Source organism: Acetobacterium malicum subsp. dehalogenans DSM 11527 (assembly GCF_000472665.1).
Lineage (GTDB): Bacteria > Bacillota > Clostridia > Eubacteriales > Eubacteriaceae > Acetobacterium > Acetobacterium malicum.
This window is the reverse complement of the sequence record NZ_AXAC01000016.1, coordinates 63,150-75,555: the sequence shown is the minus strand read 5'-3', so window position 1 is coordinate 75,555 and position 12,406 is coordinate 63,150. Positions and strand designations below refer to the sequence as shown.

Genomic DNA, 12,406 nt, shown 5'->3' with positions numbered 1-12,406 from the left:
AGCACCCTCACCGGGGTGTTCCGCTTCTCTTTTTTGCTTGAATCGCTTATTTGAATTATTGTCATTAACTTATCGTGTTTAAATCAAACATAGATGATGTTAACTTCTTTATTGATACTGCGCAGCATATCGATGAGTTTCTGAGTCACCCGCCACTTGGTTGTCAGTTCCTCGGGAAAGTCTGGGTTCTGATGGGCGGGATTAATGGAATTCCCCATGATCAGATCAATGGTGGTGCATTCATTCATCAAAATATTGGCCAGCATCGCGGCGCCGTTTTTTTCCTGAAAGATTTCCCGGCCACAGCGATTATTCATATAGTCGTCACAAATCCGCAGGGTTTCCTGAAGGGTCAGAACCCCTTCGGTCACCAGGTCGATCCCTTTGATGGTGGCAATCGGCGGCACCCGATCCGACATGGTGGAAAAATCAACCTTAACTTCTTCTCCAAATTCCCGAGCGACAATATTGGCCGCCGTCCCGCCGCAAACAATTTTCTTGCCCCGGGCCCGTTCCAGCAGCCGTTTAATTTCGGCATCCTTTTCCTGATCCAGTGGTGGTCCGGAAAAGATGGTGACATATTTTCGTTCTTCCACCTTGATCACGGCAACGGTGGTATCATCTCCGGGTTCTTCGCCATAGAGGTTATAACAGGTGTCCACCAGCGCCATCGAAATATCCTTGGCCTTTTTATTTTCGTAGGATCGGGCCAAAATGTAATCCGCTGCCTCTTCCCATTGCCAGCCAAAATTTAACAAATGGCCAATCCCGGCATGTATTACGCCGTCACTGAAAAAAGCCATGATGTCGCCTTTTTCGATTTCCTTGGTGGTCTCATAAACCGATTTCCCCTGAAATTCGATTTCCTTCCGCTCCAATTCAATAATCTCACCATCCCGGATAAACACCAGCGGCGGATTATCAAATTCCAGAATATAGGCCATCCGGTTCCTGAACACCTGAACAATGGTAAAGGTGGAGTAGGCCATATGGCGGACACTGCATTTTGGCAGGGTCGCTTCCAGGGTTTCCAGCACATCCATGATCCCCATTTTTTCTTCCAGCATGGTGGCCGCAATGGTGGAGGTCAGGGTTGCCAGAATATTGGCTTTGACCCCACTACCCATGCCGTCAGCCAGCACTACAATGACGCTTTCATCATTAATTCGCACTTCCACGTTATCGCCACAAAGCTCTTCATGAACCTTGTTGACGCTATCGCTGGCGATATCCATAAATAAAGGCATTAAAGCTCAACCTCCCGACTGGTCACGACTTTCTGAAGCTTGGTCAGCGTCACCTTGGTTTCAGCCGTAGTTTCACCCAGTAAGCCGGCGATTTCATGGGCAACCCGCATTTGCTTATCAATAACCCGTTGGGCCATTTTCAGGGTTTCTTCCTGGATATTCAGCATGTCCTGCTCCTGTTTTTCCTGCCGGGTGATATCAATAAAGATCCCCATATACAGTTCCTGTTCTGGAATATAGGTTAAGATTTCCATAAACGTACGGTTTTCTTTTTCATAATGACCTTTTCCGGTATAGGTATTCCCGCGGTCATGATCCAGTTTTCGGAAGGGGTTATAATCCAGGGCATCGACAAAATTATAACGCATCACATCTTCTTTTTTCATATTAAAGAGGCGTTCGGCGGCAGCATTAAACTCGATGATCCGGAATTTTTTATCGAGCACCGCAATGGCATTGGGGGTCGTGGTAATAATCAGATTGGAGATGGCTTCGGTTTTGCTGGTAATCAGCGGCAGGCACATATCCATTTCCGCCATATTCCAATATACAGCTCTCGCTTTATCCCGGCATGTTTCATAGCCGCAGGTACCGCAATTGAGCTCATCCCGTTCAGTAAACTTGGACATCTGGTTTAAGATTTTTTCCAGTTCTTCCTCGGGCACTTCGCCCAGATGATGAACCGGCCGCTTGTGGAAAGAGCGCTTCGTATCCATCTGGGTAATATCAGCGGAGGGCTCCTTTTTACTGTTCAGATCAATATAGGTCTGCAGCATTTCTACCTTTTCATATTTTGACAACGGGCTGTGAATATTACCCGGTCCATTAACACAGCCCTCTTCGCAGGCATTCATTTCAATCCAGTATTTCTTGTCCAGCTGGTGGATTTCATCCAAAAACTCCATGCAATCCTTAACTCCGTCGATCCGCAGAATTTTCCGGCTGCCGTCCAGATTCTCGACACTGTTTTTAGCCAGACCACCCGTAATCGGATAGAGCCGTCCAGTGTTGGTACCAATGGCATTAAATTCTTCCATCGGCATTTTACTGGGAATGATGTGCTCTTCTTTAATCCAGGAATCAATTTCATCAAAGGTTAACACCCCATCGATGATACCACGGACATCTTTATCATGAACTTCCATTTTTTTAGCCAGGCAGGAGCCTGCGTAAACGATTTTGGCATCCGGATATTTTTCCCGAAGCATCTTACCATGGGCAATCATCGGCGAAACCTGGCGGCTCAGAGACGAAAGATACTGAGGATAATAGATTTCAATCAGATTTTTAATGGCAGCGCAGGATGACGAAATAATAAACTTCTTATCACTGCGATATTCATCGGCGTAGGCTTTGGCCACCACCTCAGCACCGATGGAGGTTTCCTCAATAATCGTAAAACCCAGTTCACGAAGAATCCCCAAATATTGTCGGGGATGCTCCAGATAATAAGCTGTCGGGAATACTGCTGACAAACTTAACACCACTTGCTCCGTTTTCAGCCATTCCTTAATGGTATTGACATCACTATGTATTTCTTTGGCATTATGGGGACAGGTTGCAATACAGACCCCACAGCCAATACACATAGACTGAATAATCTGGGCGTGTTTGTCCTTCAATTTAATGGCTTTCACTGGACAATTCCGGATACACTTATAGCAATTACGGCATTTATTTTTTGAAAAATTGATAATACTCAATTATTTTCCCCCCAATATTTTTTCGAAAATCTCTTCGACATTTTCAACTGAAACGGCGTAGATGATATCATCACATTCTACGGCCACACCTTCGGTGCATTTCCCCATACAAAATGATCCCACCAATTCCACTTCGTCCCCCAGCTCCCGCTGATCAATGATCTGATTTAGTGCTTTGACCACCTTATACGATCCATTCACATGACATGAACTGCCAACACATATTCTTATTGTCTTCATCACATATTCCTTTTTAAAAATATTCTTCATAAGTCTGGTTGATTCATGGTATCATCAGATTTTTTGTCTGTCAACGGCTGGGCAAAAATGTCATGGTAAAAGGCCTAAAATAAAAGTATATTAAAATAAGGATAAAAAAACGTTCATTTTTTATCCACAATCACCGGTTTTCCCAGCGCTTACGGATACTTTTTCTCCGCCAATTTTGATTCAGCTAAATTTTATTCAAATATCGGGAGATTCATGAACAAATCAGGCTTCGACCTTGACGAAGCCGGTAATCTTTGCTAAAATCAGAATAATTGAATAATGTTTTCTCAATGAAAACAATACAATCCGAATTGATGAGCCTACGGTTTTCTATGGTTTTTCAATCGATAGAGTACAGTTAGAAATGACTGTGCTTTCCAATGTGTAAAGGATGGTGGAATTCATAGAATTTTCTGACTGTTTTTTTAAACAGTCATTTTGTTTTTTTGAATCGCCTCACTACTATGTTATTAAAGAGATTTCTCTTTAATCTATTATTTTAGGAGGAAGAAAATGAAAAAGAAATTGTCAGTATTGGTTATTGTTTTGTTTGTCTGCACCATTGCCCTCAGCGCTTTGGGCTGCACCCCGGCAAAGAAAGATTTAGAGCCCGGTTCCAACGGGGAGATCATTCTTGCCACCACCACCAGCACTCAGGATAGCGGTTTGCTGGAAGTGATTTTACCAGATTTCGAAGCGCAGACCGGCATTGCCGTTAAGGTTGTCGCTGTGGGAACCGGTAAAGCTATGGAAATGGGAAAGGCTGGAGAAGCCGACGTGCTTCTGGTCCATGCCCGATCTCAGGAAGATCAATTTATCAAAGATGGTTATGGCGTGGAACGTTTTGATGTCATGTACAACGACTTTGTGGTACTGGGACCAAAAGAAGACCCGGCCAAAGTAAAAACAACCGCAGCTGCTGATGCTGCCAAAGCATTTACGGCGATTGCCGCTGTTCCATCAACCTTTGTCTCCCGGGATGATAAATCCGGCACCAACACCAAAGAACTGGAAATCTGGAAGGCTGCCAGTATTACCCCTGCCGGCGACTGGTACATTAAAACCGGAACCGGAATGGGCGAAACCCTGACCGTCACCAACGAAAAACTAGGTTATACCCTGGCTGACCGAGCAACCTACGCCAACATGAAAGATACCATGGCTAATCTGGAGATTGTCTGCGAAGGTGATAAGATGCTGAGTAATCCTTATGGGGTTATTGCCGTGTCACCGACTATCAATGACCAGATTAATGCCGAAGGCGCTCAGGCCTTTGTCGATTGGATCATCTCACCTGAAACTCAGGAACTGATCGGTGCCTACGAAATTAATGGGGATCCACTGTTTACCCCGAACGCCGCCCAAAAATAAAAACTCAACCGCGATCCTGGGAGAATTGCCTTCTTCCAGGATCTCATTATGGAGAAATCAATGGATTACATACTCAATGGTTTTGTTGAAGCTTTTCGGCTTATTTTTTCCTTTGACCCTGAAATCATTCAAATCGTGTTATTATCTCTTTTTGTATCTTTTTCATCCACTCTTTACGGCACCCTAATTGGTGTTCCCCTTGGTATTTTGCTGGGAATCAACAATTTCAGGGGCAAGAAAGTGGTGTCCCGTTTTCTGTATACCTTTATGTCATTTCCACCGGTTATCATCGGTTTGTTTACCGCCCTCTTTTTAGCCCGCTCCGGACCTTTCGGTCAATTGCAGCTGATGTATACCCCCACCGCTATGATCATAGCCCAAACCATTCTGGTGACCCCGGTTATTATGGGCATTGTCTTTAACAATGCCAGCACCAGCGGCTATGAGGTGGTGCAAACGGGCAAAACATTGGGCGCTCAGCGGTGGAATATTCTGATCTTGCTGGTGCTGGAATTGAAAGGCGTCATTATGATCGCCCTGGTCACCGGTTTTGGCCGGGCCATATCTGAAGTCGGCGCCGTCATGATAGTCGGCGGCAATATCCGGGGCTTCACCCGGGTGATGACCACCTTCATCGCCATGAATAACAATATGGGCCAATACAGTGTCTCCATTGCCATGGGACTTATCCTGATGACCATATCATTTATTACCAATTCGGTTTTATACCATTTTATCATAGGGGATCATAATGAATATCGAGACTAGAAATATTGTCAAAACATATCAAGAAAAAACCGTCCTCAACCTGACCGGCGACTACCGTGAGCTGCTTTTTGAGTCCGAAAAAATTCATGGCATTATTGGTCCCAACGGTTCCGGAAAAACCACCCTGATGAAAATAATGGCCGGCCTCATTACTCCGACCGCCGGGGATGTGCTTTACAATGGCCAGCCCTTATGTCAGGATATTTTTTCCGAAATGACCTATTCCACCCATACCCCCACTCTTTTCTCCCGATCCGTTTATGAAAATATTGCTTATCCGTTAAAAATCCGCAAGCGTGAACAAAACGACATCCATCAAACCGTATCACAGTTGCTGGAGGAGTTCGAAATCACCGATATCAAAAATCAGAGTGCCCGGCGTCTTTCCGGTGGTGAATCGCAAAAAACAGCCCTGGCCCGGGCTCTGTCCTTTTCGCCCCGGGTTCTTTTTTTAGACGAACCAACGGCAAATATCGATCCCAAAAGCATCCAGATTATTGAAGCGGCACTCAAAAAAAGAAATCGTGAAGAGGGGCTGACCATTATCATCATCACCCATAATCTCAGTCAGGCTTTTCGAATCTGTACCCATCTGACTTTTCTGGATCAGGGATCCTGCCTGTTTTCTGATACGCCAGAAAAAATCATGGCCGCCACTCATCCAACCATCGATGAATTCATCTCATTCAATCGATTTTAGGGTTTTATTGTTTCAACTAAACGCCTGCAAACTTAAAAATCTGTTTCAAAACCATTTTTTATCAGCCTTCCCGGGAAATTTTGATTGCATAAACGGGGTTCTTATAGTTATAATAATTACTTAGTCCAGACTTTATAAAGGGTCATTATATTGGGAGGAAAACCATGAGATATGTACCAACATTTTGCCTGCGTGAAGGAATGATGTTAGGAAACAATCTTTGGGGTGAACGGGGCGAGTTAATTCTTGCCAAAGATACTGTTCTTACTGAGGATTACATCGAACGAATAAAAAAATTGAATTATAATGGCATATATGTTGAAGATGATCTGACCAAAGATATCCAAATCATTAATATCATAAACGACCGGGTTCGGGCCGAAACAGTTAAATGTGTGAAGGACGTCTTTATTACCACCGAGAATAAAGGCGCATTAAAAAAGAATACCTTTAATGACATGCAAAAACAAATCGAGAACATTGTTGATGAAATTCTGCAAAACAGCAGTATGGTCATCAATATGGTGGATCTGAAGGTTTTTGACGATTACACTTATTTCCATTCGGTGAATGTGGCGGTCCTTTCGATTGTTCTGGGAACGGCTCTGGGTCTGCGCCGGGAGCAATTGTGTGATCTGGGCATCGGTGCCATTCTCCACGATATTGGCAAAGTATTTGTCAAAAAAGATATTCTCTGCAAAGCAGGGGTACTCTCCGATGACGAATCCTGTGAAATGCAGAACCACTCCACCCTGGGTTACGATTACATTAAAAAAGTTTCGAATATCAGTATGTCAGCCCGAATTGGGATTCTCGACCACCACGAAAAATTCGGCGGTGGCGGCTATCCCAGTAATTTAAAAGAAGAGAAAATTTCCCTGTTTGGAAGGATCATTGCCATTGCCGACGTCTATGATGCCATGACCTCCGACCGACCCTACCGCAAAGCGATCATCCCCTCAGAAGTCATCGAATACATTATGGGCGCATCCCATACCTTATTTGATCCTGATCTGGTGAATATCTTTATTCGCAAGATCGCCCCCTATCCGATTGGTACCTGTGTGGAACTGAGCAACCGGTTAACCGGAATTATCATTGAAAACTATGAAAGCTTCTCGATGCGTCCCAGGGTTCGGATCTTTAAAAAAGACGGCGAGGACGTCGAACCCTTTGAACTCAATCTCAGCGACCGGGCATTCCTGAATATTACGGTTACCAGCATTTTATAACTATCCTCAACTTAACAAACTACGATCAGAGTGTTGTTCCCGGGAATGGGACAGCACTCTGATTTTATCTCAATTTAAAAATCCCGGTTCACAAACCTAATTTCATTGCCATCTGCGCCATTACATGTTAGAATAAACTTAATTGTAATAGAGCTTATCAATAAGCAACGAACCGCTTAATCAACCCTGGGGAAAGCCTGGGGATTTTTTTGCTTAAATTTATCGTATCGATACAGACGGAGGATTTATGAATTGAAAAAAAATACCGAAAAAATTATTCAAGTTAAAAACCTGGTCAAATTCTATGGGGATAAAACCATCATCGATGAAATCAATTTTCACATTCGCGCCAATGAATTCCTGACTATTCTCGGCCCCAGTGGCTGTGGAAAAACCACCCTGCTACGGATGATCGGCGGTTTTGAAACCCCGGATGGCGGTGATATTCTCTTTGAAGGCAAGACACTGCTCAATATTCCGGCCAACAAACGGCCCATTAATACGGTTTTTCAGAAGTATGCCCTGTTTCCTCATTTAAATGTTTATGATAACGTTGCCTTTGGGTTGAAAATCCAAAAAAAATCCAAGGCTGAAATAGATAGCCTGGTTCAGGAAATGCTGCGAATGGTCAATCTCCAGGGCCAGGAACAGCGGGATGTCAATTCCTTAAGCGGTGGCGAGCAGCAACGGGTCGCCATTGCCCGAGCGTTGGTCAATCATCCCCAGGTACTGCTGCTGGACGAGCCTCTCGGCGCGCTGGATCTCAAGCTTCGCAAAAACATGCAGCTGGAGCTGAAAAATCTCCAGAAAAAAACCGGTATCACCTTTATTTACGTCACCCACGACCAGGAAGAAGCGATGACCATGTCTGATACCATCATTATTATGAACCGTGGCCGAATTCAGCAGATCGGATCGCCGGTGGATATTTATAACGAACCCCGCAACGCCTTTGCTGCTGATTTTATTGGCGAAAGCAATATTCTTGACTCGATTATGCTTAAAGACTGTCTGGTCAAGCTTCAGGATGTCGAGTTTCCCTGCGTCGACAAAGGATTTGAAGAAAACGAAGCGGTGCTCACCGTGATCCGGCCCGAGGACATCGAAATTCTGCCCTCCGGTGCCGGATTACTGGATGGTGTCATCGAATCAGTTACCTTTCTGGGCATGCATTATGAAATCGTCATGAACTGCAAGGGTATCAGCTGGCTGATTCACACCACCCGGGAATTTTTCGCCGGTGATCAGATCAGCATTCAGGTTGACCCCAATAATATTCATATTATGAAAAAGGAACAAGACCATGAAATCATTTAAGGAATACATTGCCTATCCCTATGGTCTGTGGATGCTTATTTTTATTGCGGTGCCGCTGCTGGTGGTGGTCTGGTTCAGCTTTTTATCCAATCCGGATTTTAAGGCCGGGGTCTATACCTTTACCTTGGATAATTATCAGGAGTTTATGGACCCGGTGTATCTGGAACTTCTGTATCGCTCATTTTTATATGCCGTTATCGCCACGGTGATTTGTTTTATCATTGCCTATCCGCTGGGAAATCTGATCGTGTCCCTACCCGGCCATCGCCAGAATCTGATGATTGTCCTGATGATCATTCCAATGTGGGTCAATTTCCTGCTACGAACTTACGCCTGGATGGTGCTGCTCAGTGGCAGCGGTCTGATCTCACAATTTCTGGGCCTGCTGGGCTTCCGCGATGTTTCGCTATTGTACACCCAGTCAGCGGTGATTCTGGGGATGGTTTACAACTTTTTCCCCTATATGCTGCTACCCATTTACACCGCCCTGAAAAAAATCGATCCGGATCTGTTGCGGGCCGCCACTGATCTGGGTGCCAACCATTTCCAGATGTTTGTAAAAATTAAGGTACCCCTCAGTCTGCCCGGGATCGTCTCCGGCTGTATGATGGTCTTTATGCCAGCAGTGAGTACCTTTGTTATTTCCAACCTGTTGGGCGGCGGAAAATATATGCTGGTCGGAAACCTGATTGAGCAGCAGTTTTTAACCCTCAACAACTGGAACTTCGGCTCGGCCATTTCGATGGTTCTGATGACGATTATCTTTCTGGTTCTTGGTATCGCCCGTCTGATCACCGGGAAAGAACTTGATACCGGAGGTCAGCTACTATGAAAAAGATTTTCAGAAACCTGGCCTTTGGCCTGATCCTGCTGTTTTTATACGCCCCCATTCTGGTGCTGATTGTTTATTCGTTTAATGATTCGAAAATTATGGGGCCCTGGGCCGGCTTTACCCTTAAATGGTATGTGATGCTTTTTCAGGATCGCTATATTCTTCAGGCTTTGTACTATACCCTGATTATCGCCGTGGTGGCCACCACTGTTTCCACCATTGTGGGAACCATCTCGGCACTGGGAATTTACCGGATGCGAGCCAAGCTGAAAAGACCCTATCTGTTATTAAATAACATCCCGGTGCTGGTGCCGGATATTGTCATGGGGATCACCCTGATGTCACTGTTTATTTTTGCCGGCATGAAAATGGGGTTAACCACCATCATTATTGCCCACATCACCTTTTGTATTCCCTATGTAATCCTGGCGGTGCTGCCCCGCTTTAACCGACTGCCAGAAAATATTTTTGAGGCCGCTCTGGATCTGGGTGCAACCCCGCGGCAGGCTTTCTGGAAGGTGCTGTTTCCGGAAATTCTGCCCGGTATCACTTCTGGCGCTCTGATTGCCTTTACCCTGTCCATCGATGATTTTGTGATCAGCTTCTTTACTGCCGGCAACGGCGTCAGCAACCTGTCGATCACCATCTACTCGATGGCCAAGGCTGGCATCAACCCCAAAATCAACGCCTTGTCAACCATCATGTTCGGGTGTATCATGGTCTTATTGATCCTCATCAACATCCGCAGTGAAAAAGGGATCAAACATATTCAATAACAAAGGAGAATGCAATGAAAAAAATCGTATTAATTTTGTCGTTACTGTGTCTGCCTTTTCTGGCTGGCGGCTGCGGCTCCGATGATCGGGCTGAGCTCACCGTTTATAACTGGGGCGATTATATGGACCCTGAGGTCATCGCCCAATTTGAAGAAGAGTATAATTGTCGGGTCAATTACGAAACCTTTACATCCAACGAGGATATGTATGTCAAGGTCAAGAACTCATCGGACACCTACGATGTGCTGGTCCCATCCGACTATATGATTGAACGACTAATCAGCGAAGACATGCTCCGGCCGATCGCTAAAGACAATATCCCCAATCTGGCCAACATTGATGCCTCGGCCCAGAATCTCCCCTTCGATCCGGGCAATCAATACTCAGTGCCCTATTTCTATGGGGTTTTAGGGATTGTCTATAACACCGCTCAGGTCACCGATCCGGTGGATAGCTGGAATCTACTCTGGAATGATAAATACGCTTCCAAAATTCTGATGTATGACAGCATCCGCGACAGCATGGGCGCCTCTTTGAAGCGACTGGGTTTCTCCATGAATGAAACCAGCGAAGCCAATATCAATGCTGCCCGGGATGCTCTGATCGCCCAGAAGCCGCTGGTCATGGCCTATGTCACCGATAACGTCAAAAGCCTGATGGCCAGTGGCGACGCCGCCATGGCCGTGGTCTACTCTGGCGATGCGGCCATTATCATGAGTGAAACCGATAATCTCGATTTTGCCGTTCCCAAGGAAGGCTCCAATGCTTTTTATGACAATTTTGTCATTCCCAAAAATGCTCAAAATCCGGAGCTGGCTGAACAATTTATCAATTTCATGTTGACCCCGGAAATCGCTGCCCGGAATATCGAATATGTGGGTTATTCCTCACCGAATACCCCGGCTCTGGCCCTGCTTGATGCCAGCTGGTCAAACAATTCCGGTTTTAACATCGACAAGGAAGATCTGACCCGTAGCGAGATCTTCAAGGATCTGCCCAGTGATGTGATGGACATCTATAACCGGGCTTGGACCGAGATTAACGTATCTAAATAATGTAGCTTACCACAGTAAAATTTTTTAGTGTGACAATGTTCGCACACTCATCTTTGTAATGTTTACATTACACCCATGTCGGACCACAAAATAAATGCGCTGGAAAGTTAAACAACTTAACCTCCAGCGCATTTAATTTATTGCCAAAATCACCTTACAGCAACGGTGCCGCAATCCTTAAAATAGATTGACTAACTTTTTTTAAGAAATACGACTTCTTCCAGTCCGAGTACAAAACCTCGCGACTTACTTCAATAATGTCTAACAAATCTTCTTTGATATCCATCACTGTATCGGAATTATGAATCCATGTTCCATACTCATAATTCCAGGTCAAACTGCGATAATCCATCAACTTCGTTTGTTCTTTTGTGACGTATTCCCAGATATTGAGAAACATGGCGGTCATTTTGAATTAATTTTAATAATACTTTTTAATCCAATCATTTTCACCTCCATTTCTAAATCTCAGTTTTTCTTACTTGAGTTTTTGATAGACCTTCCCGACTGTGAGTCCCTGGAATACCGTGGTGAACAAAACGATGGCATAGGTAGCAATCAGAAAAATGTTATAGGTATCCGAGGCAAGAACAGTTCCGGTTCCCATCACTAAAGCCAGACACAGGCCACCTTTTAAACCTGCCCAGGTGAAAAAAACAGTAAAGCCGAATTTTGACATATCAAGGGGCAATTTTTTTGCCAAGGCGATATTTCCAAAAACACCGACGACTCGAGCCATGGTGTTGATCAGAATCGCACCAATGATTGTTACCAGAATTCCCATTGTCGAAAATCCTTCCATATTCCGGATATCCACAAACAATAGACCGACCAGTAGAAACAGGATGCCATTTAACAGATTGTCGGTAACCCCCCCAAAATCATAAAACACAAAACCCCGTGAACCAGAAAATCATTAAAATTGAATTGTTTGAGCAAATCCAGCAATTCTTCCGGCAGCGTCAATGCATGCATTTGTTGCAATAAGATCAGGATCAGACAGAATCCGAATCCAAAAACAACCAATCCGATTTCATAGGGTAATTTTATCGTTTTTTCATTAATAAAGCTGAATATCACCACCAGGAAAAGCACACCGGTAAAAAGGATCAGCAGTTCACTAAAATTATACATC

General features: G+C 44.6%; 14 protein-coding genes and 1 riboswitch. Of the genes, 8 read left to right on the top strand and 6 right to left on the bottom strand.

The window, feature by feature from the left end; genetic code table 11:
• Nucleotides 1-83 precede the first annotated feature (83 nt).
• Genes A3KS_RS0107740 through A3KS_RS0107730 form a run of 3 tightly spaced genes read right to left on the bottom strand, consistent with a single transcriptional unit; the run spans nucleotide 84 to nucleotide 3,190 of the window.
• The gene (locus A3KS_RS0107740; protein WP_026394437.1) at nucleotides 84-1,247 is read right to left on the bottom strand and encodes a SpoIIE family protein phosphatase; all 1,164 of its coding nucleotides are present in this window, start codon (nucleotides 1,245-1,247) and stop codon (nucleotides 84-86) included.
• Nucleotides 1,247-2,950 (bottom strand): [Fe-Fe] hydrogenase large subunit C-terminal domain-containing protein, encoded by a 1,704-nt coding sequence (locus tag A3KS_RS0107735; RefSeq protein ID WP_026394436.1) that lies wholly within the window; start codon nucleotides 2,948-2,950, stop codon nucleotides 1,247-1,249. The genes A3KS_RS0107740 and A3KS_RS0107735 overlap by 1 nt, the downstream gene beginning before the upstream one ends.
• The gene (locus tag A3KS_RS0107730) at nucleotides 2,951-3,190 is read right to left on the bottom strand and encodes a (2Fe-2S) ferredoxin domain-containing protein (RefSeq protein WP_026394435.1); all 240 of its coding nucleotides are present in this window, start codon (nucleotides 3,188-3,190) and stop codon (nucleotides 2,951-2,953) included.
• 322 nt (nucleotides 3,191-3,512) lie between these two features.
• Nucleotides 3,513-3,629, top strand: a riboswitch (molybdenum cofactor riboswitch).
• A 104-nt stretch (nucleotides 3,630-3,733) separates the two neighbouring features.
• Between A3KS_RS0107730 and A3KS_RS0107725 the strand changes: the two genes are divergently transcribed.
• The 8 genes from A3KS_RS0107725 to A3KS_RS0107690 all read left to right on the top strand — a co-directional run bounded on the left by A3KS_RS0107725 (nucleotide 3,734) and on the right by A3KS_RS0107690 (nucleotide 11,271).
• A complete protein-coding gene (locus A3KS_RS0107725) occupies nucleotides 3,734-4,591 on the top strand; it encodes an ABC transporter substrate-binding protein (protein ID WP_026394434.1) in 858 nt (285 codons plus the stop codon).
• Between the two features lie 60 nt (nucleotides 4,592-4,651).
• Nucleotides 4,652-5,359, top strand: coding sequence for an ABC transporter permease (locus A3KS_RS0107720; RefSeq protein ID WP_026394433.1), 708 nt, complete (start codon nucleotides 4,652-4,654; stop codon nucleotides 5,357-5,359).
• Complete coding sequence (locus A3KS_RS0107715; RefSeq protein ID WP_026394432.1) at nucleotides 5,343-6,059, top strand: ABC transporter ATP-binding protein; 717 nt, start codon at nucleotides 5,343-5,345, stop codon at nucleotides 6,057-6,059. Before A3KS_RS0107720 ends, A3KS_RS0107715 begins: the two co-directional genes overlap by 17 nt.
• Before the next feature lie 164 nt (nucleotides 6,060-6,223).
• Entirely contained in the window at nucleotides 6,224-7,291 is a 1,068-nt protein-coding gene (locus A3KS_RS20535; protein ID WP_035355669.1) for an HD-GYP domain-containing protein, read from the top strand.
• Between the two features lie 252 nt (nucleotides 7,292-7,543).
• Nucleotides 7,544-8,608 (top strand): ABC transporter ATP-binding protein, encoded by a 1,065-nt coding sequence (locus tag A3KS_RS0107705; RefSeq protein WP_026394431.1) that lies wholly within the window; start codon nucleotides 7,544-7,546, stop codon nucleotides 8,606-8,608.
• Nucleotides 8,595-9,440: an ABC transporter permease gene (locus A3KS_RS0107700; protein WP_026394430.1), complete on the top strand. Its 846-nt coding sequence runs from the start codon at nucleotides 8,595-8,597 to the stop codon at nucleotides 9,438-9,440. Before A3KS_RS0107705 ends, A3KS_RS0107700 begins: the two co-directional genes overlap by 14 nt.
• Nucleotides 9,437-10,216 carry an ABC transporter permease gene (locus tag A3KS_RS0107695; protein WP_026394429.1) on the top strand — a complete coding sequence of 260 codons (780 nt, stop codon included), beginning with the start codon at nucleotides 9,437-9,439 and terminating at the stop codon, nucleotides 10,214-10,216. The genes A3KS_RS0107700 and A3KS_RS0107695 overlap by 4 nt, the downstream gene beginning before the upstream one ends.
• 14 nt (nucleotides 10,217-10,230) lie before the next feature.
• On the top strand, nucleotides 10,231-11,271 hold the full coding sequence (locus tag A3KS_RS0107690) for an ABC transporter substrate-binding protein (RefSeq protein ID WP_026394428.1): 1,041 nt from the start codon (nucleotides 10,231-10,233) through the stop codon (nucleotides 11,269-11,271).
• Nucleotides 11,272-11,425: 154 nt separating this feature from the next.
• On the opposite strand, the gene A3KS_RS0107685 is transcribed toward A3KS_RS0107690, so the two are convergent.
• From A3KS_RS0107685 to A3KS_RS0107675, 3 genes are all read right to left on the bottom strand, one after another.
• Complete coding sequence (locus A3KS_RS0107685) at nucleotides 11,426-11,671, bottom strand: phospholipase D-like domain-containing protein (protein WP_026394427.1); 246 nt, start codon at nucleotides 11,669-11,671, stop codon at nucleotides 11,426-11,428.
• 78 nt (nucleotides 11,672-11,749) lie between these two features.
• Complete coding sequence (locus A3KS_RS0107680) at nucleotides 11,750-12,163, bottom strand: hypothetical protein (protein WP_026394426.1); 414 nt, start codon at nucleotides 12,161-12,163, stop codon at nucleotides 11,750-11,752.
• Entirely contained in the window at nucleotides 12,124-12,405 is a 282-nt protein-coding gene (locus tag A3KS_RS0107675; RefSeq protein WP_026394425.1) for a hypothetical protein, read from the bottom strand. Before A3KS_RS0107675 ends, A3KS_RS0107680 begins: the two co-directional genes overlap by 40 nt.
• Nucleotide 12,406: the final 1 nt, after the last annotated feature.

Coding starts and splice junctions, on each gene's coding strand:
- A3KS_RS0107715 (WP_026394432.1), top strand. CDS start 5,343: ATGAATATCGAGACTAGAAATATTGTCAAAACATATCAAGAAAAAACC.
- A3KS_RS0107685 (WP_026394427.1), bottom strand. CDS start 11,671: ATGTTTCTCAATATCTGGGAATACGTCACAAAAGAACAAACGAAGTTG.
- A3KS_RS0107675 (WP_026394425.1), bottom strand. CDS start 12,405: ATGTATAATTTTAGTGAACTGCTGATCCTTTTTACCGGTGTGCTTTTC.
- A3KS_RS0107725 (WP_026394434.1), top strand. CDS start 3,734: ATGAAAAAGAAATTGTCAGTATTGGTTATTGTTTTGTTTGTCTGCACC.
- A3KS_RS0107730 (WP_026394435.1), bottom strand. CDS start 3,190: ATGAAGACAATAAGAATATGTGTTGGCAGTTCATGTCATGTGAATGGA.
- A3KS_RS0107695 (WP_026394429.1), top strand. CDS start 9,437: ATGAAAAAGATTTTCAGAAACCTGGCCTTTGGCCTGATCCTGCTGTTT.
- A3KS_RS0107700 (WP_026394430.1), top strand. CDS start 8,595: ATGAAATCATTTAAGGAATACATTGCCTATCCCTATGGTCTGTGGATG.
- A3KS_RS0107740 (WP_026394437.1), bottom strand. CDS start 1,247: ATGCCTTTATTTATGGATATCGCCAGCGATAGCGTCAACAAGGTTCAT.
- A3KS_RS0107720 (WP_026394433.1), top strand. CDS start 4,652: ATGGATTACATACTCAATGGTTTTGTTGAAGCTTTTCGGCTTATTTTT.
- A3KS_RS20535 (WP_035355669.1), top strand. CDS start 6,224: ATGAGATATGTACCAACATTTTGCCTGCGTGAAGGAATGATGTTAGGA.
- A3KS_RS0107690 (WP_026394428.1), top strand. CDS start 10,231: ATGAAAAAAATCGTATTAATTTTGTCGTTACTGTGTCTGCCTTTTCTG.